This is a genomic window from Aristophania vespae (genome assembly GCF_009906835.1).
Lineage (GTDB): Bacteria > Pseudomonadota > Alphaproteobacteria > Acetobacterales > Acetobacteraceae > Aristophania > Aristophania vespae.
Genome location: NZ_CP047652.1, coordinates 527460 through 551658 on the forward strand (window position 1 = coordinate 527460; position 24199 = coordinate 551658).

The window sequence follows — 24199 nt, forward strand, 5'->3', positions numbered from 1 at the left end:
TTTTTTTATTTCTATATTTTATAGGGCTAATAAAAAATATTTTTGTTGCAAATGTGTTATGAAATGAGTGTCGGGGCCATTCTTAAATAAAAGAAGCAGGGTTACATATACCGTTCAGTTAATTAGGAATGGTTTCCCATAAATGTAGTAGGCAAAGTTCTGACAGTCAGGCAATTTAAAAAAGCAAACTTACTTTTAGAAATAGCGGCTTTCTCATGTTGTTAAGAGAGTATGGTGGACCCGGCGCGATTCGAACGCGCGGCCTTTGCCTTCGGAGGGCAACGCTCTATCCAGCTGAGCTACGGGTCCTACGTAAGTACCCGCTTTATTAAAGAATTAGACTTCGTTTGGCTAGTCCTTAAATTAAGCTTTGCTGCCAAGGTCCGATTTTATTACACGGTAAAAGCAATAAAGCTGTTTTTTCAATTTTTTTATGAAAATTTGTTAAAAACTTATCACTTGCCTCACATTATCGTGATAAGCCAAAAGTACGGAAAAGGCCTATCTTCCATCACAGCAAAAATCACATAATTATAAAGTGTGAGGTACAGTATGAAACGGTTCTGCAATCACCGAAATGCCATTGTCAACGAGGCTCTCAATGGCCTTGTTCGCTCATCTTATGGCGCACAATTGCAAAAATTGAGTGGCGCTGATGGCATTCAAGTCATTGTTAGAAAAGACTGGGATAAAAGCAGAGTTGCCGTTATTTCTGGTGGGGGGTCTGGCCATGAGCCGGCTCACGCTGGTTTTGTTGGCGAGGGCATGCTGACAGCTGCTGTCTGCGGTGCCCTCTTTGCCTCTCCTAGTGTAGATGCAATTTTAGCAGCCATTTTAGCTGTTACGGGTGACGCAGGCTGTATCGTACTGGTCAAAAACTATACTGGTGACCGTTTGAATTTTGGTATTGCGGCTGAACAGGCACGTGCCATGGGCTATAAAGTAGAAGTTGTCATGATTCATGATGACATTGCTTTAGGTCAGACGAAAAAAGCCCGCGCTATTGCGGGCACTGTTATGGTGCAAAAAATTGTTGGCCATAAAGCAGCACAGGGAGCCTCTTTAGAAGAGGTTACAAAAATAGCCAAAGAGGCTGTAGACTCTGTTAAGTCTCTTGGATTAGCACTCACAGATTGCGACGTTTTTGAGCCTGGCCATCATTGTCGCCTTGGTGATGATGAGATTGAACTTGGTTTAGGAATTCACGGTGAGCCAGGTGCAGAGCGTCTTCCTATGGCGCCTCTTGATGAGCTTACAAAGCGCGTTATTGCTAAATTAGCCCCGGCTCTTGAAGATAAAGAGCTTGTATTGATGGTCAATATGTTGGGTGCTGTCCCAGTTATTGAATCTCAGGCAATTATGGATTCTGTAGCGCGCAATCCTTTTTGCTCACGTGTTAAATGGGTTATTGGCCCGGCGCCTTTAATGACAGCGCTGGATATGGTCGGTTTTTCACTTACAATTATGCCAGCTAAGGCAGAGTTTGTAGAAGCTTTGCAAGCGAAGGTTGCTCCTCCTGCATGGCCTGTAATGGTGCCATTCCAGAGTGAAATTCCCACCTTAAAGGCGCCCAAACTTCCAGAGACTTTCAAGCATGCTTCTTCTCACAATGAGTATTTGGAGCGTTTGATAAAAGAGGGGGCACGTATTCTTGATGAAAATGAGCAGCCCCTCAATGCTCTGGATGAAAAAATCGGCGATGGGGATGCAGGCTCTACTTTTGCTGAATCTGGTCGTCAGATTTTTAGGGCTTTAGATAAGCTGCCTTTAAATTCGCCAAAAGAATTATGTGAGACAATTAGTAACCTTCTGGCGCGTTACTCCGGTGGTTCAAGCGGTGTGTTGCTGTCGATTTTATTTTCAGCAGCTGGGCAGAATGAAGATTGGAAAGAGGGTCTGTTGCAGGGTGTGAAGCTTATGCAGCATTATGGCGGGGCTTCTTTGGGAGACCGCACCATGATTGATGCCCTGGTTCCTGCCTTAGAGGCGCTTAAACAAACTGGCAAGCTTGAAGACGCTGCTCAAGCCGCACGTGCCGGTGCTGAGCGGACTAAATTAATGAAAGCAAGAGCTGGTCGTGCAGCTTACGTACCAGAAGAGCAATTACGTTCTATCCCTGACCCAGGGGCAGAAGCGATTGCACGCTTGTTAGAAGGGCTAAGTAAAGCTCTTTCTTAAATATTAAGGTATATTTTGCCAGGAGGCGGCTGCAAAGTCTCCTCCAGAAGGCAAGAATTTTTGTGGGGTGAATAGCCAGGAAATTATGTCTTGGCTCACCCCATTTTTGTCTCTGCTTAAAAGATGATAGCTGTAATCAAGCTCGTCGATGCGTGCATTTTTCGGCAAATTTTGCAAAAGAGTAACGTAAGCGTGGCGAGGGACGAATTGATCACGTGACCCAAATATGACCAAAAGTGGCATTGGAGCTTTTGAGGTTTGGCTGGTTGCTTTTGCCATAAGCTTTGTCAGACCATAAAGTGCATGAATGGTTGTGTCATGGCGCGTGAGAGGGTCGAAATATAAACGACGTAGGGCAGGGTAATTATCTGTCGCAATATGATGTCCCGGGACATCAGATTCAGTCATGAGTAGATCGGGGGTAATGCCATCCCATAAGGTTAAGGCCATATCTAAAATTGGATTGAGCTCCATAATAGCGGGAGCGAGAAGAATTGTTCCTGAAAGATATGGATTATGTTGGGCGCTTAATAGGGCCAAAGCACCTCCCATACTTTCTCCCATAAGATAAAGAGGGATTGTAGGGTAATGGTTATGGAGCCATTCAGTCTCTTCCCTTACATCTTGGGTCAAGCGTTTGGCTGAAGACCATCTGATAGAAGGCTGGGTTCCGCCAAACCCTCTAATATCAGGTGCAATAAGAGCAATATTTTTTTGTGTTAGGGCTGGCGCCAAAAACTCCCAACCATCGCGGCTATCGTTAAAGCCATGAAGAGCTAAAATATAAATACGTATTTTCTGCCCTGGGGGAGGGAGGTAAAAACGCATGGGAATTAAAGCGCCGTCGCTCATTTTGAGAGTAAGATCGGGCTTGATAAGAGCGCTTTCCTGAGCATTATGTGGCAAATGAGAGGGGGTTGGTGGGGTAGTGCAGCCTGCAAGGCACATAAAAAAGAGTGTCAGAACGATAAAGAGTCGTTTTGAGTTGGGGGAGAATGCGCTTATCATAGGCAATAGTTTATATCTGATATTATCTTAAGGGCGAGCAGGAGAATGAATATGACGTCAGAAAAAGATCATGTCGTCTTGGTAGATGGATCTGGCTTTATATTCAGAGCTTTCCATGCTTTGCCTCCTATGAGCAGTCCTGACGGCACGCCTGTTAATGCTGTTTATGGTTTTACCAATATGCTGTCGCGTTTGCTGAAAGAGCATAAAGGCCATTCAGTTGCCGTTATTTTTGATGCATCTCGCCAAACATTTCGAAATGAAATCTATCCCGATTACAAAGCACATCGTCCCCTCCGCCAGAAGATCTCGTGCCGCAATTTTCTCTTATTCGAGAGGCGACAGAAGCTTTTAATATTTTAGCTATTGAGTTGCCTGGATGGGAAGCTGATGATCTTTTAGCAACTTATGCCCGTCATGCTGTTGCAGAGGGCAAGCACTGTACTATTATTTCTTCTGATAAGGATTTAATGCAGCTTGTGCGCCCTGGCGTTGAGCTGATGGACCCGATTAAGCAAAAACCGATCCGTGAAGCAGAGGTAGAAGCCAAATTTGGCGTCCATCCTTCCCAGGTGGTTGAAGTGCAAGCCTTAATGGGCGATCCGACCGATAATGTACCGGGGGTTCCTGGTATAGGCCCCAAAGGGGCGGCGCAGCTTATTTCGGAATATGGAAATTTAGAGGCTGTATTAGAGGCTGCGCCTTCAATGAAACAGTCTAAAAGGCGGCAAAATCTTATAGATCATGCTGAGGCTGCCCGTATTTCACGTAAGCTGGTCTTATTAGCTGATGATGTGCCGGTGCCTTATAATCTCGATGAGATGCGTTATCAGGAGCCCAATTCTGAGACCTTGCGCCCATGGCTAGAGAAAATGGGTTTTGGTTCTATTTTGCAGCGTCTGGGCTTAAAGAATGGGGCATCTGCGGTTTCTTCATTACATTCGGCAGCTAAGGCACCTTTTCAAAAAGAAGCTGGCAAAGAAGCTGCTGCTTTTGGACCTTATGAGACTGTTACAACGCTTGATGCTCTCAAAAATTGGGTGAAGGCAGCACAGGAAAAGGGGGTGGTTGCTGTTGATACAGAAACAGATAGCCTCAACGCACGTGCAGCGCAGTTAGTGGGTGTATCTCTGGCTATAGAAGCCGGGAAAGCATGTTACATTCCTTTACGCCATGAAGGAACGTTGGAAGCCCCAGCAGGTCAGCAATTAGAGGTGGAAGATGTTATCAAGACATTAACGCCCCTCATGGCTGATGACACGGTATTAAAGCTTTTTCAGAACGCCAAATATGACCTGACAGTCTTTAATAATGTAGGTCTGACGCAAATCTCGCCTATAGATGACACAATGCTCCTTTCTTATGTGCAGTCAGCTGGTGAGCATGGTCAGGGGATGGATGAGCTATCACGCCTTCATCTTGATCATAGCCCTATTGCTTATGATGATGTTACGGGCAAGGGCCGTCAGCGTATTCCTTTTGCACAAGTGCCTATTGATCGCGCAACAGCCTATGCCGCCGAAGATGCCGACGTCACTTTCAGATTATGGGAAGTTCTTCGTCCGTCATTATTGGCATATAAAGCTGTGGCTTTATATGAAATGACTGAGCGGCCCCTCATTAATGTGCTTACAAGAATGGAGACTGAGGGTGTCAGGGTTGATGCCCAGGATCTGCGGGATATGTCCGCAGAGTTTAGTAGGCGGATGGCGCAGATGGAGCAGGAGCTTCATCAACTGGCCGGGCGTGAATTTAATGTAGGTTCGCCTAAACAATTAGGTGAAATCCTTTTTGATGAAATGCAACTTGCGGGCGGTAAAAGAACAAAAAATGGTAGTTGGGGTACAGATTCCTCTGCCTTAGAAGCGCTTGCTGAGCAGGGGCATGAAATTCCTGCAAAAATTCTTGCATGGCGGCAATTGGCCAAACTCAAATCGACCTATGCAGATGCTCTTGTAAAATTAATGGATCCGCAAACGCAGCGTGTTCATACAACGTTTCAAATGGCAATTACGACCACAGGGCGTCTTTCTTCTAACGAGCCAAACTTACAGAATATTCCTATTCGGACAGAGGAAGGAGGCCGTATCCGCAAGGCCTTTATTGCCTCACCAGGTCATGTGCTGGTTTCTGCAGATTATAGCCAGATCGAACTGCGTTTATTAGCTCATGTTGCTAAAATCGAACCTTTGATTGAAGCATTCCAGCTAGGGCAGGATATTCACGCTCGTACAGCCTCTGAGGTATTTGGTGTACCGCTTGAATCGATGGACTCTGTAACGCGGCGGCGGGCCAAAGCGATTAATTTTGGTATTATTTATGGCATTTCAGCCTTTGGCCTTGCCAGACAGTTACAGATCTCACCTGGAGAGGCTAAAAGCTATATAGATACTTATTTCAAGCGTTATCCCGGTATTCGCGCTTATATGGAAAGAGTAAAAGAAGAAGCGCGTGAAAATGGCTTTGTTACGTCACCTTTCGGGAGGCGTTGCTATGTTCCAGGGATTAAGGAACGTAATGCGGCAAAACGTGCCTATGCAGAGCGTCAGGCGATTAATGCCCCATTACAGGGTGGGGCAGCTGACATTATCAAGCGTGCTATGATTCGTGTTGATAGGCTCATTTCTGAAAAACATTTGCCAGCGCAAATGGTGCTACAAGTTCATGATGAGTTGCTGTTTGAAGTCAAACAGGAAAATGCTCAAGAATTTGCAAAACTTGTTCAAAAAGAAATGGAGAGTGTTGTTCAACTTGATGTTGCCTTGGCTGTAGAAACAGGCATAGGCCCTAATTGGGCAGAAGCTCATTAAAAAGGATGAAAATAAAATTATGAGCGACTCTAATAAAATAATTAAGCGTATTACACTCATCATTAGTGCTTTAGTTGTTGTTGCTGCGTTATTAGGGTTTGGTGCCTTTCGTCTGGCATCCTCGGTAGGGCAAAAACATTTGGTTCAGTCTAATGGAAACCCTGTTGGAGGGAGCTTCAGGGTTGTTTCCATGGCGGGTAGCACCGCAACAGAGGGCGATTTTTACGGAAAATGGCTGCTTGTCTGGTTTGTTGATCCACGTTGTCCTAAAGATTTATGTCAGCCTACTTTAAAGAAACTCGCTACAACTTTAGAGACTCTCAAAAAAGAACGTCATCTTATTGTGCCTTTAGTCGTTTCACTTGATTATACAGCACCTGACACAGATGATTTGGAAGATTACGTTCAGGCTGTTGCCCCAAATATTTGGCCATTTTATGCCACTGAAAACATGATCAGGGCCATGACGGCGCTTTATCATGCTCCTTTAACGATGGAGCAAGGCGGTTATTATGCGCCTGCACCTCATTTTGTGTTAATGAATCCTCAAAGTCGCTATGTTGCTTCCATTCCTTCATCCTTATCGGAGGAAGAACTTCATAAACGTCTCACAACCTACGTTGTTCACAACTGAAAGAAGGTGGAATGCCGCATTACCCGTTTTTACTAATCGATTATGATGGTACACTTGCCGAAACGCGACCAGCAATTTTAAAAAGCATAACACAGGCCATTAAAGAAATCGGACATAAGCCGCCAGCTGCTAATATTTTGGAAACTCATATTGGCCAGGGGGGTACTCTTCGGGAATTTTTTCGTCTTTCTGTTCCCGGTGGTACAGCAGAAGAAGCCGATGAATTTGCCCGTCTTTATAGAAAATATTATGTCAAAGCTGATTTGGAAGATACAGTTCTTTTTGACAATGTCGTTAGCACGTTAGAAGAGTTGAAAAAGCAAAATCATCAGCTTGTTGTAATCAGTAACAAACATGCTCAAACTTTAAAAAAAGGTCTTGAGCATTTTGGCATCACATCTTTTTTTGATGTTGTTATAGGGGCAGAGGAAGATAAACCTCGTAAGCCTGATCCAACCGTTTATACACAACGCCTAGAGCCGCTATTTCCGCATGTTCCTCTTTCAGATATGCTTATAGTTGGTGATACATTGGCAGATCTAAAATTTGCTCAAGAAATCAATATTGCTTCATGCTGGGCGGCCTATGGCCATGGCGTTACAGAGGCATGTCTGGCTTTAAGACCGAATTTTCAGATCAATAAATTTTCAGATTTACCTAAGTTGCTGAGATCTTAAATTTAAAATTCCAAGCCTAGAGAAAAGGGAGAAATCGCTCTTTGAGCATTTTCTCCCTTCTAAAGATGCTGTCTTTATATTGTGTGTTTTAAAAGCGGATTATAATCCGATATCGCTCCTAAGCATTTTATCTTCCCATTGAATAGCGGCAGCAGCTTCGTAAACGCGGCTGCGTGCTTTTTCAGGGGTTGAAGCTGTAGCGCAAATCGTAAGAACACGCCCTCCTGAGGCAATAAGCTGGCCATCTTTAATGGCTGTACCTGCATGAAAAACACTGACCCCAGGCTGTGCAGCGGCGTGGTCTATTCCTGTGATAACGCCACCCTTTTTAGGAGAGTCTGGATATCCTTCTGCGGCTAAAACCAGAGAGATAGAAGGATCATTCGAGAATGTAACCTCAGATCCTGCCAGCTCACCTTTGGCCAAAGATTTAAGAACGGGCAGTAAATCACTTTCCAGGCGGATTAAAAGAGCCTGAGCCTCTGGATCACCAAAGCGGACATTATATTCTATAAGCTTAGGCCCTTCATCTGTGAGCATAAGGCCGGCAAAAATTACGCCTTTAAATGGTGTTCCTCGTTTGACCATTTCAGCAAGCATAGGGCGCACAGTCAGATCAAGTGCATTTTCCTGGGCTGAGCGGTCAAAATCAGGTGGGGGACAAATCGCTCCCATACCGCCTGTATTGGGACCAGTATCACCATTCCCAACACGTTTATGATCACGCGCTGCTCCAATCAAAACGGCCTCTTTGCCAGAGCAGAAAGCAAAAAGGGAGACTTCTTTGCCAAAAAGACATTCTTCGATAACAAGAGGAAGGCCGAGTGTTTCGACGGCTTTTTCTGCTTCTTCGACTGTCTGAGCGACAATAACGCCCTTACCCGCGGCCAAGCCATCAGCCTTAATGACGATTGGAGCACCTTGCTGACGTATATAGGCTATAGCGTCTTCTTTATTATTTTCAAAACGCTGCCACCGTGCAGTTGGAATAGAGGCCGCATCAGCTATTTCCTTAGTAAAAGCTTTGCTTCCTTCAAGTTGTGCCGCAGCTTTAGAGGGGCCAGCACAGGCTATGTCGGCTTTTTCGCAGGCATCAGCTAAACCGGCAACAAGTGATATTTCGGGACCGGGAACGACGAGGTCAATTTTCTCTGCTTTAGCAAAATTTACCAAGCCCTCAATATCATCGGCTGCAATAGAAACACAATGTGCAATTTTGCTTATTCCCGGGTTTCCAGGGGCAGCATAAAGAGTGCTAATATCTGCTGATCGGGCAATAGCCTCAGCTAAAGCATGCTCCCTCCCACCAGAACCAACAAGAAGAACACGCATAAGACTATCCTTTATGACAATTTCAGGCTTCGTTTCCCAGAATGTTTAGCATAGACTAGCCCCATGATGGAAAGCCTGTTCACGCGCAATGCAGAAGATTCTGCTCTACCCCTTTCAAATATTCCCCAATATTCAGTCTCTGATATTTCGGGCGCTATTAAACGCACCTTAGAAGGTGCTTTTGGCCGTGTCCGGGTGAGAGGTGAAATTACCGAACTAAAGCGTTATCCCTCTGGGCATATTTATTTATCTCTTAAAGATGAAAATGCGAAAATTTCCGGGGTGATATGGCGTGGCTCTGTATCACGTCTCGGTTTAAAACCGGAAAATGGTACGGAGGTTATCGCGACTGGACGCATTTCTTCTTATGGGGAGCGGTCCAGTTATCAGCTCATTATAGATAAATTAGAATTTGCTGGAGAAGGCGCTCTTCTTGCACGGATTGAACAATTAAAAAGACGTTTGCAAGAAGAAGGTTTATTTGATCAGAATCGTAAAAAGGCCTTGCCGTTTTTGCCTCGTCGTATCGGGGTCATTACCTCTCGATCCGGGGCCGTACTGCATGATATTTGCACAACATTATCAAGACGTTTCCCTTGCGAAATTATTTTATGGCCTGTTGCTGTTCAGGGTGAGGGAGCGGTCCTTCAGATTAAGACAGCCATTGAGTCTATAGCACGTAGTCCTATCCCACCTGATGTTGTTATTGTGGCGCGGGGAGGTGGCTCGTTAGAAGATCTTATGGCTTTTAATGATGAGCAGGTTGTCAGGGCTGCGGCTTCCTGTCCTTTACCGTTAATTTCGGCTGTAGGGCATGAAACTGATACGACATTAATAGATTATGTTTCGGATAGACGTGCACCAACCCCAACGGCTGCGGCAGAAATGGCTATGCCTCTGCGTTCTGAACTAGTTGCAGATTTAGCCCATCGTGCAGCGCGTTTGGCTGGTGGATTTGCGTCTATAAAACAGCGCTTTCAGATGGCATTGCAGCAAAATGTTGCGGCTTTACCTGATTTGCCTGCTTTACTTGATACAGCAAGAATGCGCCTTGATGATCGAAGTCATAGGCTTGATTTGGCTTTGCCAAGATGTGTTACAAAATCTCGCGCCTTGTTAGACCATAAAGCTTATTATCTCCCTCAGCCAGAACGCTTTATCGAAAATAAAACATCTGCTTTGCAAAATGGGGTAGAGGGGTTAAATCTCAGATGGAAAGATTTCATTCAGGCACAGCAGATCAAGCTTTTACGTGCACCTTTAAGGGTGGATATGCTGCGCTCGCTTTTAGGCCTTTACCACACGCGGTTAAAAGGTATTGAGGGCCATCTTGCTGCTGTATCACCTAAAGCGATCTTGGAGAGAGGTTATGTTCTTGTTCAGGATCATCAGGGGCGAGCTATTACAAATTCTGCCGCGTTAGAAAAAAGAGCAGTTGTTTCTCTTAATTTTGCTGATGGTAAGCGACACGCGCAGCTTGATCCCTTTATTGATGATTTAGAAACAGGAGCAACGGGTAAGACATTAAGCCGTGCTCAAAAAACATTTAAATCATCAGCTAAAAAATCTCTAAAAAAACCTGGTCAAGGAGAGTTAGGGTTATGAGACTATCGCCGAAACATATTTTATGGTCACTCTGCCTAGCCAGTATTTTAGCAGGCTGTTCTCATACACAACCGCAAAATCGGCGCGTAACACAACAGAGTTTTGCTCCCGATATGGTTGCTAGTTCTGGGATATCGTCTACTAATCGCACAAAATATAATTTGCCTTCTGCCCCCGTGACAACACCATTATGTGGCAATGCTTTGCATGAGCAGGCCCAAACAGGTGAAAAAATTTATGGCCAGAGCCTTATGAGCGGTAATAATTGCGCTCTTAATGCCTGTTTTCAACCTTTAACGGGTACTTATATTTCTGAAAGTGGAAATCCAACAGTCTGTCGTTAGATTTTTTAGTAAAATAGTTTTTATATAAATGGCCGGATATTAAATCCGGCCATTTTGTATTTTAGCGTTTCCACCAACCTACACGTCTTTTGCTGATTTTAGCATCATCAACATTAATAGGCTGAGGTGCGGCGCTGTTTTCACCTGCAGGTGAGTCACCATTGGCAGTCTCATCTTTAGGCTCAGCTTTTTTGCGACGCGTTGTTGTGCGGCGCTTACGAGTAGTGGAGCTCTTTTTCTTCTCTTCAGAAGGAGCTGGCTCTTCAACCGCTACGTCGACCTCATTTGCTGTTTCTGCAATTTCGGTGCTTTGGGTTGCTTTGCGTTTATTACTCCGCCAATAACCTTGTATTGGTTGAGCTGTTTCTTTTTCGGCTGCTGGTTGAATTTCAACAGCTATTTCTGTGTCTATGGCAGAAACTTCCGTGGTTTCAACTTTTTTAGCACGTGTAGAGCGAGTGCGTCTGCGTCGTGGCGCTTTTTCCTCGCTTTGAGGTGCTTTTTCTTCTTTAACCGATTCAGAGGCAGGGTCAGTGCTTTTAGAGGAAGATTTTGCAGCCTCCAAAGCAAGATCGTCATGACGGTTAATCACCTCGAAGATATCAAATCCTCCAAAGGGATCAGCCGGTGTTGGGCCCTGATAAATAGGAAGAACGGGCTCGTTTTTCTTTTCGTAACGTTTCTGTCGAGATAAATCTTGCTCGCGACCCTGCTCAGTAGCGGCTTCTTTTGTGCCTCTACGAGGAGGGTTATTGAGGCGATGAGTACGCGTGCGACGGCGGCCTGGTGCCAGACCTTCAGTCTCAGTAGGAATATTTTTTGCATTACGTACTGGCTCTTCTTCAATAGGAGCCTGCTCTTCAGATGGCAGAACCGTTTGTTCGTTAACTTCGCGGTGCTGGTTGTGACGGCGTGTTCCTCTGCGACGACGGCGTCTTGTCTGGTCTTGAGCCGGCTCTTCTTGAGGTTGTGCGTCTGATCCCGCCTCAATAACGGCAGGGGCTTCACCTTCGACAATAGCAATTGTACGAACTTTTTCTGAAGCTGCTGGCAGTGCGGGAGGTTGAGGTCTGTTTTCGTAGCGTCGTCCTGAATGTTCAATACGCACATTTTCTTCACCAAGATTTTCATCCGTGCGGAAGAAAATGCTTACGTAATGTTGTGCTTCAATCTCTGCTAGTTTGGTACGTTTTGCGTTGAGAATGAAAAGGGCAATGTCAGGAAGTGTGAAAACACAAATTTCATTACTTAAACGACGTGATGCTTCATCTTCAATAGAGCGCAAAACATGCAGGGCAATATTTTCCGTCCCTCTAACAGAGCCAGTGCCATGACAATGTGGACAAGGCGTAAGCATTGTTTCAGCTAATGAAGGATGTAAACGTTGGCGTGACATTTCCAGCAAGCCGAAATGTGAGATGCGGCCAATTTGGATACGAGCCCGATCCTGCTTAAGGTTTTCCTTTAAGCGGCGCTCTACCTGGATATTGTGACGACGGCTTTCCATATCGATAAAATCGATCACAATCAGGCCGGCTAAATCACGCAATCTTAACTGACGGGCAATTTCTTCAGCAGCTTCAAGATTTGTACGGATAGCTGTTTCTTCAATATCGCGCTGAGAGGTGGATTTCCCAGAGTTAACATCGATAGAAACCAAAGCTTCAGTCTGATTAATAACGAGATAACCGCCTGATTCTAAGCGCACTGTTGGTGAATACATTGCATCGAGAGCGGCTTCGACATTGTAATATGAAAAAAGTGTCTGACCTCTATTTTGCCAAAGCTTAATTTTGCGTGCGCTATGGGGCATAAGTAAGCGCGCAAATTCGCGAGCACTTTTCCAGGCTGTTTCGCCATCAATATAGATATCTTCAATATCACGTGAGAAAAGATCTCTTATGGCTCTTTTGATCAGGCTTGCTTCTTCATAGACCAAAACTGGTGCCATGGAAGCAAGAACATGGTTGCGTATATCATCCCATAGTTGCAGAAGATAATCGCAGTCTCTGATAATTTCTTGTTCTGGACGACCAGCCCCAGCCGTACGAATAATCATGGCCATAGAACGGGGGAGACCAAGCTGGCTAACAATGTCTTTTAAACGCTTACGGTCAGTTTCAGAGGTGATTTTACGAGAAACCCCACCGCCCCGTAAGGCGTTTGGCATTAACACACAATAACGTCCCGCCAGAGAGATATAGGTCGTCAAAGCAGCACCTTTATTGCCACGTTCTTCTTTAACGACCTGTACCAAAAGAATCTGGCGGCGTCTTATAACTTCCTGAATGCGGTAATTTTTTAAAAACCGGTCTGTTCTGCGGGCAGCAAGATGCTCATCGCCCGTGTCATGCTCGCCACTGACCATTTCAGGAGAGTAATCCTGGTCATCACCATCATCAGAGTCAGGTGACTCCAAATTGTGATCATCAGCAAAATCATCTGGCTCTAAATAGGATTTTTTCTCAGACTCATCATAGGATGAATGAGAGCGACGATCATAGCGGGTTTCTTCATCTTGTAAGGCAAGAAGTTTTTCACGATCGGCTACAGGTATTTGAAAAAAATCTGGGTGAATTTCGCTAAAAGCTAAAAAGCCGTGTCGGTTTCCACCATAATCAACGAAAGCAGCCTGAAGGCTGGGCTCAACGCGGATGACTTTGGCAAGATAGATATTGCCTTTCAGCTGTCGACGAGCTGAGGTCTCAACATCGTAATCATCAATGCGTCTGCCGTTCATGACCACAACACGTGTTTCTTCAGCGTGAGTGGCGTCAATGAGCATATGCTTTGTCATGAAAGACTAAACTCCGGGGCGCCATGCTTTTTAAAAGCAATTATAAATGAGCGCTTGTAATCAAAGAGGAGAAAAGGGCAGATCTCAGGCGTTAAACGGGCAAAAATTGTACTGATGCCTCTGTTTATATACGCTCCAAACAATATCGACCCCTGCAATAAACGGTCCGGCCTTAAAAGCGCCGGAGAAAACGAAATCTGAATATGTTATTTTAACATACCCAAATTATATTAAGCATTCTGGAACGTATCGAATCATAGTGAATGAAGAGACTATTAAATAATCAGCCTCTATCCTTTCAGATCCAATATGCTACCTTTTAAGGTCAGTGATGCAGGGTTCTTAGCCACATCGGAGCGCAATTTTGTCCGGGGCTTTAAGGATCATCTGCATAGACCAAACCTTCTTAACACGAAAATGGCCTAAAAGCAGAGCAATAGCAAGCGAGCAAACTAAAACTCTTATTCTTACTAATCGTTTAGTCGTTTGAAAGGCTAACTATCGCCTATTATCATCTTACTATTAAAGGAATCGTCTTTAGATTTTGGGCTTGGTGAGGAGAGAAGATTTATGCTGACGAGGCGCTTTTTAGTCAGCTTTTTAACAGGGGGGTTATTTCTACCCCAAACATTGTGGGCACGCGTACGAAAGGCGCGTCGAATAAAGCACCGTAAGGTCGTAAAATCTCATCATGTTGCCCACCCTGTAAAAGCAAAAAAAATACTTCATGCGCCGGCTGTACACCGCAATGCCCCTCCGCCCAAACCTGTTATCATGCTAGATCCTGGTCACGGTGGTAAGGATCCTGGCGCGATTGGCGTTTCTGGTGCTTATGAAAAGCATATTGCCCAGGCAGCAGCACATAGCCTTCATAATTTGCTCCAGGGTTCAGGGCGTTACAATGTTGTCATGACACGCTCTGAAGATAAATTTATCCCTCTTCAGGGCCGGGTTGAGCTTGCACATAAACACCGTGCCAAGCTTTTTATTTCTATGCATGCTGATGCTTTGCTCAATCGTAATGTAAGAGGGGCAAGCGTTTATACTCTCTCTAGTGGAGCATCAGACCGACAAACGGCTTTCTTGGCTCAAAGAGAAAATAGCGCTGACCGCTTTGCTTCTGCTTCTTTTCATGGTTTGTCACCAGAGGTGCAACAAATTTTAGCAAGCCTTGTGCATGAAGAAACAAGACGGGGCTCAGCCCACATGGCGGCAAGTGTTGTGAAATCATTTCGAAACCGAATAAATTTATTAACGCATCCCGCTCGTCATGCAGGCTTTATGGTGCTGAAATCAGCCGATATTCCTTCTGTGCTGGTAGAGATGGGTTTTATGTCCAACAGGTTAGATGAAGCCGCTTTGAAGCAGGCTAAACACCGCCAACAAGTTGCCCTAGCAATGAAGCACGCAGTCGATGCTTATTTTGCTTCACAGAAGCATCCCTTAGGTTAAAACAGACAAATAAAAATCTTTTCTTTGAAAATATCTTGGTAAAGTTAAAATGATCTGCTTGCGTTAAATAAAATCGTTGTCTATCAATGTCAGTGATATGAAATTTTTTAACTGCCTTCTTCTTCGACTTATTAGCCCCTGAACGCTGAGCTGTGCAGGTAATGGCCGGCTGCGTTCAGGGGACGAGAAACAAAAATTTCCTCAACGTAGTCTAGATAAGGCAGTTACCTGATAATGACATTTCAACATCCTTCATTTGGTTTAATTTCTGACGATCGCGTTGTCATATTTGACACAACCTTGAGAGATGGTGAGCAATCTCCTGGCTTTTCTATGAATATAGATGAAAAGCTTCGTGTTGCTCATGCTCTGGCAGAGCTTGGGGTTGATGTGATTGAAGCAGGTTTTCCTGTTGCTTCAACGGGTGATTTTGAAAGTGTCCAGACAATTGCCGACAATGTGAGAGGGTCTGTTATTTGCGCTCTCGCACGTAGTGGTGGCAAACGCGATATTGAAGCTGCTGGCGAAGCTTTAAAAAATGCAGAACGCAGCCGTATTCACAATTTTATTTCAACCTCTCCTCTCCATATGAAATATAAATTACGTATGGAGCCTGAAACTGTTTTGGAGATCATTGCCAAAGGCAACCAGCAAGCCCGTCATTTTACAAATGATGTTGAATGGTCAGCCGAAGATGGTTGTCGTACTGAGCCTGATTTTTTATGCCGCTGTGTAGAAATGGCTATTAAAAATGGCGCAACGACAATCAATATACCTGACACTGTAGGTTTTTCTACTCCTGAAGAAATTCAGGCTATTTTTGCAATGTTGCGTGAACGTGTGCCAGGCGCAGATGAGGTGATTTTTTCAACTCATAATCATAATGATTTGGGGCTGGCCGTTGCCAACACGCTGGCGTCTATTGAGGGGGGCGCTCGTCAGATAGAATGTACCATTAATGGTATTGGTGAACGTGCTGGTAATGCTGCTTTAGAAGAAATAATCATGGCGCTTCGTACGAGGCGTGACCGTTATGGCAAGAGCAATAACATCAAAACCGAAAAACTTTTGGGTTTGTCGCGCCTACTAGCCAGCATCACCGGCTTTGACGTTCAACCTAATAAAGCCATTGTGGGGCGCAATGCTTTTGCTCATGAAAGCGGCATTCACCAAGATGGTGTTTTAAAACATGCTGGCACTTACGAAATTATGACACCAGAAAGTGTCGGCTGGACAAGTTCCTCAATGGTAATGGGAAAACATTCAGGTAGGGCCGCATTTCGCGATAAACTTCAGTCAATGGGGTACAAGCCATTAGAAGAAGCGGCTTTTAATGAAGCGTTTCAGCGTTTTAAAGATCTGGCTGATCAGAAAAAAATAGTATTTGAAGATGATATCCGGGCTTTGATTGATGAAAATGAGCGTGGTCATAATCAGCTGCAATTAGTGGAGCTCGAAGTCCAGGCCGGCACAACTTCCCCATCGAAAATTACGCTTACACTATCAGATAATGGCGAGATCAAAAAAGTGTCTACACAGGGTAATGGTCCTGTTGATGCTGTCTTTAAAGCCATTAATGAGGCGTTTCCACATCAGGCAACATTGGGGTTATTTTCTGTTGCCAACGTAACTCAGGGGACTGACGCTCAGGCGCGCACAACTGTACGCCTAGAAGAAAACGGCCGGTTGGTCGATGGTCAAGGCGCCGATGTAGATACGGTTGTTTCGGCAGCAAAAGCTTATTTGCATGCTTTAAACAAGCTTCTAGTCAAAAGGCAACGGACAGCGCCAGAAGAGATAATTTCCTAACTAGATAATTTAAAGGTGTCTTTTTACTATGAAGAGGCACCTTTTTTTATGCCCAGGAGATAGGAAAATGGTTCATGGATGGGTCTATACAATCTTTGGGCTACTTGTCGGTTTTTTAGTAGGAATGACAGGGGTAGGGGGTGGGTCTCTAATGACGCCACTCCTTATTTTATTTTGTGGCATTAAGCCCCATATGGCTGTTGGGACTGACCTTTTTTATGCTGCCATTACAAAGTTATCGGGCACAGCCCTTAATCGACATTTAGGCACAATTGATTGGAAAATTGTTCTATGGCTGATGTTGGGAAGTGTGCCAGCATCTATATTATGTTTGACGTTTATAGATAATATAGATGGTTCGGACTTTTTAACGCATATTATTCGTATTGTTCTTGGCTTTTCGCTGCTTTTAACAGCTCCTGCCGTTATTTTTCGTCCCCAGCTTCATGATTGGGCTCAACGCCATGCCTTAAATGGCATTGCAAGAGTAAGACTCCTAACTTGCTTGTTAGGGTTTGTTTTGGGTGTAATGGTGACTCTCTCTTCTGTGGGGGCCGGCGCCATTGGGATGGCGGTTTTGCTGATTTTATATCCTGCTTCTTCTTTCCGGGTCTTAGTTGCTACAGATATTGCCCATGCTGTGCCGCTTACCCTCATAGCGGGAGGTGGTCATTGGCTAACTGGAGCCGTGGATATTGGAGTCTTATGGCGTTTACTAGCAGGATCTATTCCTGGTATCATGTTGGGAACAATTTGCGTGGGACGCTTAAATGAGACTTTTCAGCGCTGGTTTATGGGAATTTTGCTTATAATCATAGGCTTACATATAATTTAACAAATTATTTTTCACTTTCTTACGTGAAAGACTTGATTAAGCAGGGGGCGTTGAGGCTAATACTGTCTCAACTGGTTGCCAGTCCGACTTTAGCACAAGCATTATAAGTTATGGGTAGGTAATCGGCGCATAAATATTTTCCATCGCCTTACATGTTAAGGTGTTCTGCCAGGAGTTTCGGATGTTCTCTCGTCTGCTGGGTCTCATGTCGGCTGACATGGCAATTGACTTAGGCACAGCCAATACACTCGTCTATGTTAAGGGGCGGGGCGTTGTGCTCAATGAACCCTCAGTTGTAGCTGTTACTGATATAAGAGGTCGTAGACAGGTTTTGGCCGTCGGGGACGAAGCGAAACAAATGGTCGGGCGTACTCCTGGAAATATCACGGCTATCCGTCCTTTGCGTGATGGTGTTATCGCTGATTTTGAAAGTGCGGAAGAAATGATTAAATATTTCATCCGCAAAGTGCATAACCGTAAGTCATTTTTTAGTCCTCAAATTGTTATTTGCGTGCCTTCTGGTTCTACAGCCGTTGAACGGCGTGCCATTCAGGAAGGGGCTGAAAGTGCAGGGGCACGGAAGGTCTATTTAATTGAAGAGCCAATGGCGGCTGCTATTGGTGCCGGTTTGGCAGTGACCGAGCCATCAGGCAGCATGATTGTCGATATTGGTGGTGGTACAACAGAAGTTGCCGTAATTTCACTTGGGGGCATCGTTTATGCTCGCTCTGCCCGCGTTGGTGGAGACCAGATGGATGAGGCCATTATAGCCTATATTCGGCGCAACTATAATTTGTTAATTGGTGAGAGCTCGGCTGAACGCATTAAAATTGAGCTTGGTGCTGCGTCTCTACCTCCAGAAGGTGGTGACGGTCCTACACAGACCCTCAAAGGTCGGGATTTAGTTAATGGTGTACCGCGCGAAGTGACAGTCGGACAAGCGCAAATTGCCGAAGCTTTAGAAGAGCCGGTCAGCCATATTGTAGAAGCTGTTGCGACGGTTCTTGAAAATACGCCTCCCGAATTAGCAGCGGATATTGTCGAAAAAGGTATCGTACTGTCAGGTGGTGGTGCACTTCTTAATCGTTTAGATGATGTTTTGCGTGATGCGACGGGCCTGCCTGTTTTTGTTGCAGAAAATACGTTATCCTGTGTAGCATTAGGTACAGGTCGTGCATTAGAAGAAATGCCACGCCTTAAAAATGTTTTGAGTAGTATGTATTAAGTGTCTGTGAGGTTTGTTCAATAGAGAATGCTCTCAATTCACGCAAGACAGGTTCTGGCCGGTATATTATTACCTATTTTGATTGTATTAACGATCGGAATAGTATTTATCGGGCAAGTATGGCCATCGGGTTTTTCTTTCTTACGCTTAGGCGTGATGGAAAAAATGGCTCCTGTCTATGCGGTTTTGACTTATCCTCAAAAGCAAGTCGAGATGTGGCTTACCGATCTAAAAGGCGTTACTGATCTTGCCGCTGAAAATAGTCGCTTGCGGCAAAAAAACCATGATTTGCAGTTGCAAATTGAGCTGGCTCAAAAAGTTGCAACAGAAAATAAGCGTCTGAAATCCCTTTTACATTGGGGCACTAACCTTAAAATTACTTATGTTGCAGGCCAGGTTATTCGTGATGAAACAGGGCCTTATTTACGTGCCGTATTACTTGATATAGGTCAGCAACATTCCCTGCGCTTGGGTAGTATAGCCGTTGATTCTTTAGGGCTTGTTGGTCGCGTTAGCGAGGTGGGACCACATGTTGTCAGAATTCTGCTTATTACGGATGCGGCAAGCCGTATTCCTGTGACTATGGCTTCGTCACAGGGAGATGCCATTATGGTGGGGGATAATTCGTCTTTGCCTCGTTTGCTTTATTACTCCTCTGACTATAGACCTCTGGAAGGTGAGCAGGTTGAAACACGCTCACAAAAAGGGATAATAGGTGGTGTCCTTATTGGTCACGTTCATTACAGTAAATTAGGGCGGCCTGTTGTTGTACCTGTTGCTGATATGGCTCATCTTTCTTACATTCGTGTTTTTGACGAAGGTGAGGGGGTAGAAGCGCCCCCCGCAGAGGGTAGGGTCCGTGAGCGTGTGCCGATTCAGCCTGTATCACCAAGATATAGACCATCATCAGGGTGGCATGGATTAGATAAATTTTGGCCGTTTACGCACACAAGTAATGGTTAAATACAGGTCGCATCAAAAATCTTAAAAAGAGGTAATACCGCCTTGTCTCCGCTTTTCCTCTTGAGGTTATAAAAGATTATGAGAAGGTTTTTTAGGAATAGAACAGTTCCTTCCCTCGTTATAATCTTTACAGCTATTTTTTTCTCTGCGCCTTTTGCCCTTCCAGGGCAAAGTGAAATACAGACGGCCATTATATTAGGTACAGTTTGGTTTTGGTGTTTATATGCGCCATTATCACTACCTCTATTATTTTTGTTTTTTAGTGGCTTGATAGCTGAGCTTTTTCGTTCTGGTCCGCCAGGTATATTGCTTTTATGGATGTTAGCGACATACGGGGTTGCGCATGGATGGCGCTTTAAGTTGGCCCAAGGGCGGTTTTTGGCTTCTTGGGGAGCATTTTCACTGACGATGATAGGCGGGGTTATCTTAGAATGGATGCTTATGTCCTTAAGAGCAGGGACATTGCTCTCGCCTTTGGTGGCTTTGTTCCAATTTGCACTAACGGTGGGTATCTATCCCTGTTTATACGTAATTTTTATATGGGAGCGTCGTATTTTTAACAGTGATAAAGATCTATAAAAAAGTTTGCAGATTGACCTACGAGTCGTTAAATTAGCTAAGTGTTGAACCCCCCATTGATCAAGCATTTTGTCTGAATGTTTTTTAAGCGCTCTCCAAAGCGTCCAAAAGCCTCAAAAAGGTCGGGACATTTTTCTCTCAGTCGTGAGGATGGCGCTTCACGGGCAGGGCGAAGTGTGTTTACAAGGCGTGCCCTGCTTTTAATAGGCGGGCAGATTGCTGTTGTAGGCACTCTTGCAGAACGCCTATATTCTCTTCAGGTCATTAAAGGCGACACCCTTAAGGAAAAAGCACGCCGAAATAGAATTAGCAAACGCCTTCTCGCACCACCACGCGGTACGATTTATGACCGTAGTGGCATTTTGGTTGCCGGTAATCGTGTTAACTGGCGCGCTTTGCTTATGCCTGAAGAAACGACTGATATTGACGCTGTCGTTCACCATTTTTCCAAAATTATTCCTCTTGATGAAAATGATCGTGCTCGCATTGAGCGCGATAAAAAACATCTCAAGCGATATGTTCCCCTAACTTTAAAAGAGTTTTTAAGTTGGGATGATATGGCCCGTATCGGGCTTAATGCGCCCCGCTTGCCAGGGGTGCTGATCGATGTTGGCACAACGCGGGAATATCCGCATAAAGACTTGATGGCGCATATTGTTGGTTACGTGGCACCGCCAAATGAAAAGGATGTGCAGCGTGATAGTACACTTGCTTTGCCGGGTATGCGTGTGGGAAGGGCCGGACTTGAGCTGACACAGGAGCCTGATCTTAAAGGCGAACCTGGTTCGGTAGAAATGGAGGTTAATGCTTTAGGGCGTGTTATTGGCGAGATTGAACGTGTCGAAGGTGTGCCTGGTCATAAGGTAGGTTTGACAATTGATACTGTGCTACAGGCACAGGTTCTGTCTCGTTTGGGAGAGCGCATTGCAAGTGCTGTCGTTATGGATTGCCGTAATGGCGAAGTAATGTCTTTAGTTAGCACGCCCTCTTTTGATCCTACTTTATTTGATTCAGGCGTAAGTCATAAGCAATGGAAAGAGTGGATTACTGATCCACGCACGCCACTTGTTGATAAAGCCGTTGCAGGTGTTTATCCCCCTGGATCGACTTTTAAGCCAGCTGTAGCGTTGGCAGCACTTAGCTCAGGAAAAGTTTCACCAACAGAACGTTTTAATTGCCCTGGTCATTACGATATGGGTGGCGTGCGCTTTCATTGCTGGAATCGCTATGGCCATGGCCAACTTACCATGCATGAAGGGCTAAAATATTCGTGTGACGTCTATTTTTATCAAGTAGCACGCCGCTGCGGTATGGAAGAAATCAAAAAAGCAGCTGAAAGTTTAGGGTTAGGTACTAAATTATCTATTGAACTTCCGCATGTGCATGCCGGGCTTATACCTACGCCACAATGGCGTAGAAAACACGGTTTTCACTGGAATGGAGGTGATACTGTTAATGCAGGGATTGGGCAGGGTTTTGTTCAGGTCACGCCTTTAGCTTTAGCTACTTATGTTTCAAGTATTGCCTCAGGTAAACGTGTTCATCCTCATCTTATTCGCACATTAGATGATAGGGGTCTTACTAACAGAGACCATTTGCTTCCCTCTGAATTACCATTTTCAAAAGAGCAGCTTGATGTAATTCGGCGTGGCATGTTTGCTGTTGTTAATGAACCACATGGAACAGCACCCGCTGCCCGACTTGGTTTGCCAGGAATATTAATGGCTGGGAAAACAGGCTCAGCTCAAGTCAGGCGTGTATCAAGAGCGATGCGGGAGAGTGGGCATTTTAATTCTATGAATTTGCCCTGGCAGTATCGCCCGCATGCACTTTTTATATGTTTTGCGCCTTATGATAATCCCCGTTATGCTGTGTCAGTTGTTGTTGAACATGGCAATGCTGGCGCAAGAGAAGCCGCACCTTTAGCACGTCAGATTATGACCGATACTTTATTGAGAGATCCGGCAAGTCGTTCGACATTGTCGCGTGGCGTTGTTGCGAGTGCTGATCCGTTCGATGATTGAAGAAAAGGACGCTCTTTTAGGAGGATTACTGTGGTAAATACGACCATACCTAAAACGATGCGTCGCCTTTTACGCTCCGAGCCAGACTTACATATTTTGTCGCGATTATGGCGAATAAACTGGTTTTTTGTATTATTGGTGTGCCTTTTGGCAGGTGTTGGCTATGTAGCGCTATATTCTGCCGGAGGCGGTAATGCTAAACTTTTTGCAACACCGCAAATCATACGGTTTGGCTTTGGGTTAATTATGATGCTGTGCGTGGCATTTTTTCCTCCCAAAATGCTACGTATGCTTTCAGTCCCCATATATGGCTTTTCTATTATATTACTGACATTAGTGCTCAAAATGGGCCATGTGGGTAAGGGGGCAGAGCGCTGGATTAATTTGGCCGGGTTTCAGTTTCAGCCTTCTGAATTTGCTAAAATTGCACTCGTTTTAATGTTGGCGACGTGGTTCCAGAGAGTAAGCCGTAAGGAAATGGGCAACCCCTTAAGGCTTATTATTCCTGCTATCATAACGCTTTTACCTGTTATATTAGTGCTTAAAGAGCCTAATTTAGGGACAGGGGCTATTATAGGCACTATTGGGGCCTCTCTATTTTTTGCGGCGGGTATGAGGTGGTGGCAAATTTTTATTCTGGCAGCCCCAATACCTTTTTTAGGTAAATTTATTTACGCGCATTTGCACGATTACCAAAAAGCACGGATCGACACATTTTTACATCCTGAGCATGACCCGCTCGGTGCAGGTTATAATATTATTCAATCCAAAATTGCCTTAGGTTCTGGCGGAATGTGGGGTGAAGGTTATCTGCATGGCAGCCAGGGACAACTTAATTTTTTACCAGAAAAACAAACTGATTTCATATTCACAATGATTGGTGAAGAGTGGGGTTATGTAGGCTGTATAGCCGTTATCGCTCTTTTATCGCTAATTGTCTTAAGTGGTATGTTTATGGCTTTGCGTTGTCGTAATCGCTTTGGGCGGTTAGTGGCACTGGGCATTTCAATGGATTTTTTCCTTTATTGTGCTGCCAACCTCTCAATGGTTATGGGGGCTATTCCAGTGGGAGGGGTGCCGTTACCACTTATTTCTTATGGTGGTTCGGCTATGCTCACAATGATGTTTGGCTTTGGACTTTTACTTTCAAGCTGGGTACATCGTGATGAACCTGATCCAGAAAATACAAAGTTTTTCTAGTGCGTTTTATTTAAAAGGTGTATTGGAGCAATTTATTTTATAAAGCATTAGGGACTAGGACCGGTGCATCAATATATCGTTCCACTTATAGCATTTTTAGCGACGTCTATCGTTTTTACTCTCACCCCAGGGCTAGATACTGTGATGATTCTCCGCACTGCTGCTGGAGATGGGCGTAAAATGGGGATGGGTGCTGTATGCGGAATTGCTATAGGGCTTGGAATTTGGGGGTTGGCAGCTGCCTTAGGGTTAACAGCGCTTTTAGAAGCCTCCAAAACGGCTTTTTTTCTTTTAAAATGTGCTGGTGCTGTTTATTTAACGTGGCTCGGTCTGCACTCCTTAATCAGGCCAAGAACCAGCTTTGCTACAGAAATTAAAAAAGTTTCACCGCGAGTGTCAAAAATCAAAACTGGCCCGTTTGGTATAGGCATACGCAGAGGCCTTATGACGGATTTACTTAATCCAAAGGCTGGTATTTTTATTATGACGTTTTTTCCACAATTTATACCACCTCATACCAATGTTGCTCTTTTTACGCTTATTATGACAGCCATTCAGATGATTCTTGCGTTTCTGTGGCTGAGCTTGCTGGTTATTTTGACGGTGCCTCTAGGAGGAATTTTGAAAAAACCAGCTGTAGTGAAATGCTTGGACCGTCTGTCAGGAATTGTGTTCATTGGTTTTGGTATCAAAATTTTTATGACACGCAACCCTATCTAAAAAGAAT

Annotated in this window: 17 protein-coding genes, 1 tRNA gene and 1 pseudogene; 15 read left to right on the forward strand and 4 right to left on the reverse strand. The window is 44.7% G+C overall.

Annotation, left to right across the window (positions count from 1 at the left end; all coding sequences use genetic code 11):
* Positions 1-232: 232 nt before the first annotated feature.
* A tRNA-Arg gene (locus GT348_RS02370) sits at positions 233-309 on the reverse strand.
* 243 nt (positions 310-552) lie between these two features.
* On the opposite strand from GT348_RS02370, the gene GT348_RS02375 reads away from it, so the two are divergent.
* Positions 553-2178 carry a dihydroxyacetone kinase subunit DhaK gene (locus tag GT348_RS02375; protein WP_160618350.1) on the forward strand — a complete coding sequence of 542 codons (1626 nt, stop codon included), beginning with the start codon at positions 553-555 and terminating at the stop codon, positions 2176-2178.
* Positions 2179-2181: 3 nt separating this feature from the next.
* Here the strand turns inward: GT348_RS02375 and GT348_RS02380 are convergent, their stop codons facing one another.
* The gene (locus tag GT348_RS02380) at positions 2182-3186 is read right to left on the reverse strand and encodes an alpha/beta hydrolase (protein ID WP_160618351.1); all 1005 of its coding nucleotides are present in this window, start codon (positions 3184-3186) and stop codon (positions 2182-2184) included.
* 51 nt (positions 3187-3237) lie between these two features.
* Here GT348_RS02380 and polA point away from each other — a divergent pair.
* From polA to GT348_RS02395, 3 genes and pseudogenes are all read left to right on the forward strand, one after another.
* Positions 3238-5996, forward strand: a pseudogene (polA, locus tag GT348_RS02385) (DNA polymerase I).
* Between the two features lie 19 nt (positions 5997-6015).
* Positions 6016-6630, forward strand: coding sequence for an SCO family protein (locus GT348_RS02390; RefSeq protein WP_160618352.1), 615 nt, complete (start codon positions 6016-6018; stop codon positions 6628-6630).
* 11 nt (positions 6631-6641) lie between these two features.
* Positions 6642-7307 carry an HAD family hydrolase gene (locus tag GT348_RS02395; RefSeq protein ID WP_160618353.1) on the forward strand — a complete coding sequence of 222 codons (666 nt, stop codon included), beginning with the start codon at positions 6642-6644 and terminating at the stop codon, positions 7305-7307.
* Positions 7308-7406: 99 nt separating this feature from the next.
* Here the strand turns inward: GT348_RS02395 and purD are convergent, their stop codons facing one another.
* Positions 7407-8639 carry a phosphoribosylamine--glycine ligase gene (gene purD / locus GT348_RS02400; RefSeq protein ID WP_160618354.1) on the reverse strand — a complete coding sequence of 411 codons (1233 nt, stop codon included), beginning with the start codon at positions 8637-8639 and terminating at the stop codon, positions 7407-7409.
* A 63-nt stretch (positions 8640-8702) separates the two neighbouring features.
* On the opposite strand from purD, the gene xseA reads away from it, so the two are divergent.
* Together xseA and GT348_RS02410 are read left to right on the forward strand one after the other, a co-directional pair.
* A complete protein-coding gene (xseA, locus tag GT348_RS02405) occupies positions 8703-10244 on the forward strand; it encodes an exodeoxyribonuclease VII large subunit (protein ID WP_236646556.1) in 1542 nt (513 codons plus the stop codon).
* On the forward strand, positions 10241-10588 hold the full coding sequence (locus tag GT348_RS02410; protein ID WP_160618355.1) for a hypothetical protein: 348 nt from the start codon (positions 10241-10243) through the stop codon (positions 10586-10588). Before xseA ends, GT348_RS02410 begins: the two co-directional genes overlap by 4 nt.
* A gap of 61 nt (positions 10589-10649) precedes the next feature.
* Here the strand turns inward: GT348_RS02410 and GT348_RS02415 are convergent, their stop codons facing one another.
* The gene (locus tag GT348_RS02415; RefSeq protein ID WP_160618356.1) at positions 10650-13385 is read right to left on the reverse strand and encodes an Rne/Rng family ribonuclease; all 2736 of its coding nucleotides are present in this window, start codon (positions 13383-13385) and stop codon (positions 10650-10652) included.
* Positions 13386-13955: 570 nt separating this feature from the next.
* On the opposite strand from GT348_RS02415, the gene GT348_RS02420 reads away from it, so the two are divergent.
* The 9 genes from GT348_RS02420 to GT348_RS02460 all read left to right on the forward strand — a co-directional run bounded on the left by GT348_RS02420 (position 13956) and on the right by GT348_RS02460 (position 24192).
* On the forward strand, positions 13956-14837 hold the full coding sequence (locus tag GT348_RS02420) for an N-acetylmuramoyl-L-alanine amidase family protein (RefSeq protein ID WP_160618357.1): 882 nt from the start codon (positions 13956-13958) through the stop codon (positions 14835-14837).
* A gap of 234 nt (positions 14838-15071) precedes the next feature.
* Positions 15072-16646 carry a 2-isopropylmalate synthase gene (locus GT348_RS02425; protein ID WP_160618358.1) on the forward strand — a complete coding sequence of 525 codons (1575 nt, stop codon included), beginning with the start codon at positions 15072-15074 and terminating at the stop codon, positions 16644-16646.
* A gap of 67 nt (positions 16647-16713) precedes the next feature.
* A complete protein-coding gene (locus tag GT348_RS02430) occupies positions 16714-17481 on the forward strand; it encodes a sulfite exporter TauE/SafE family protein (RefSeq protein WP_160618359.1) in 768 nt (255 codons plus the stop codon).
* Between the two features lie 181 nt (positions 17482-17662).
* A complete protein-coding gene (locus GT348_RS02435; RefSeq protein ID WP_160618360.1) occupies positions 17663-18706 on the forward strand; it encodes a rod shape-determining protein in 1044 nt (347 codons plus the stop codon).
* A gap of 27 nt (positions 18707-18733) precedes the next feature.
* Positions 18734-19669: a rod shape-determining protein MreC gene (mreC, locus tag GT348_RS02440; protein WP_160618361.1), complete on the forward strand. Its 936-nt coding sequence runs from the start codon at positions 18734-18736 to the stop codon at positions 19667-19669.
* 78 nt (positions 19670-19747) lie between these two features.
* Positions 19748-20248, forward strand: coding sequence for a hypothetical protein (locus GT348_RS02445; protein WP_160618362.1), 501 nt, complete (start codon positions 19748-19750; stop codon positions 20246-20248).
* A 77-nt stretch (positions 20249-20325) separates the two neighbouring features.
* Positions 20326-22272, forward strand: coding sequence for a penicillin-binding protein 2 (mrdA, locus tag GT348_RS02450; protein WP_160618363.1), 1947 nt, complete (start codon positions 20326-20328; stop codon positions 22270-22272).
* Between the two features lie 57 nt (positions 22273-22329).
* Positions 22330-23472 carry a rod shape-determining protein RodA gene (gene rodA, locus GT348_RS02455; protein WP_160619413.1) on the forward strand — a complete coding sequence of 381 codons (1143 nt, stop codon included), beginning with the start codon at positions 22330-22332 and terminating at the stop codon, positions 23470-23472.
* Positions 23473-23535: 63 nt separating this feature from the next.
* Positions 23536-24192, forward strand: a complete 657-nt coding sequence (locus GT348_RS02460) for a LysE family translocator (protein ID WP_160618364.1) — start codon at positions 23536-23538, stop codon at positions 24190-24192.
* Positions 24193-24199 lie beyond the last annotated feature (7 nt).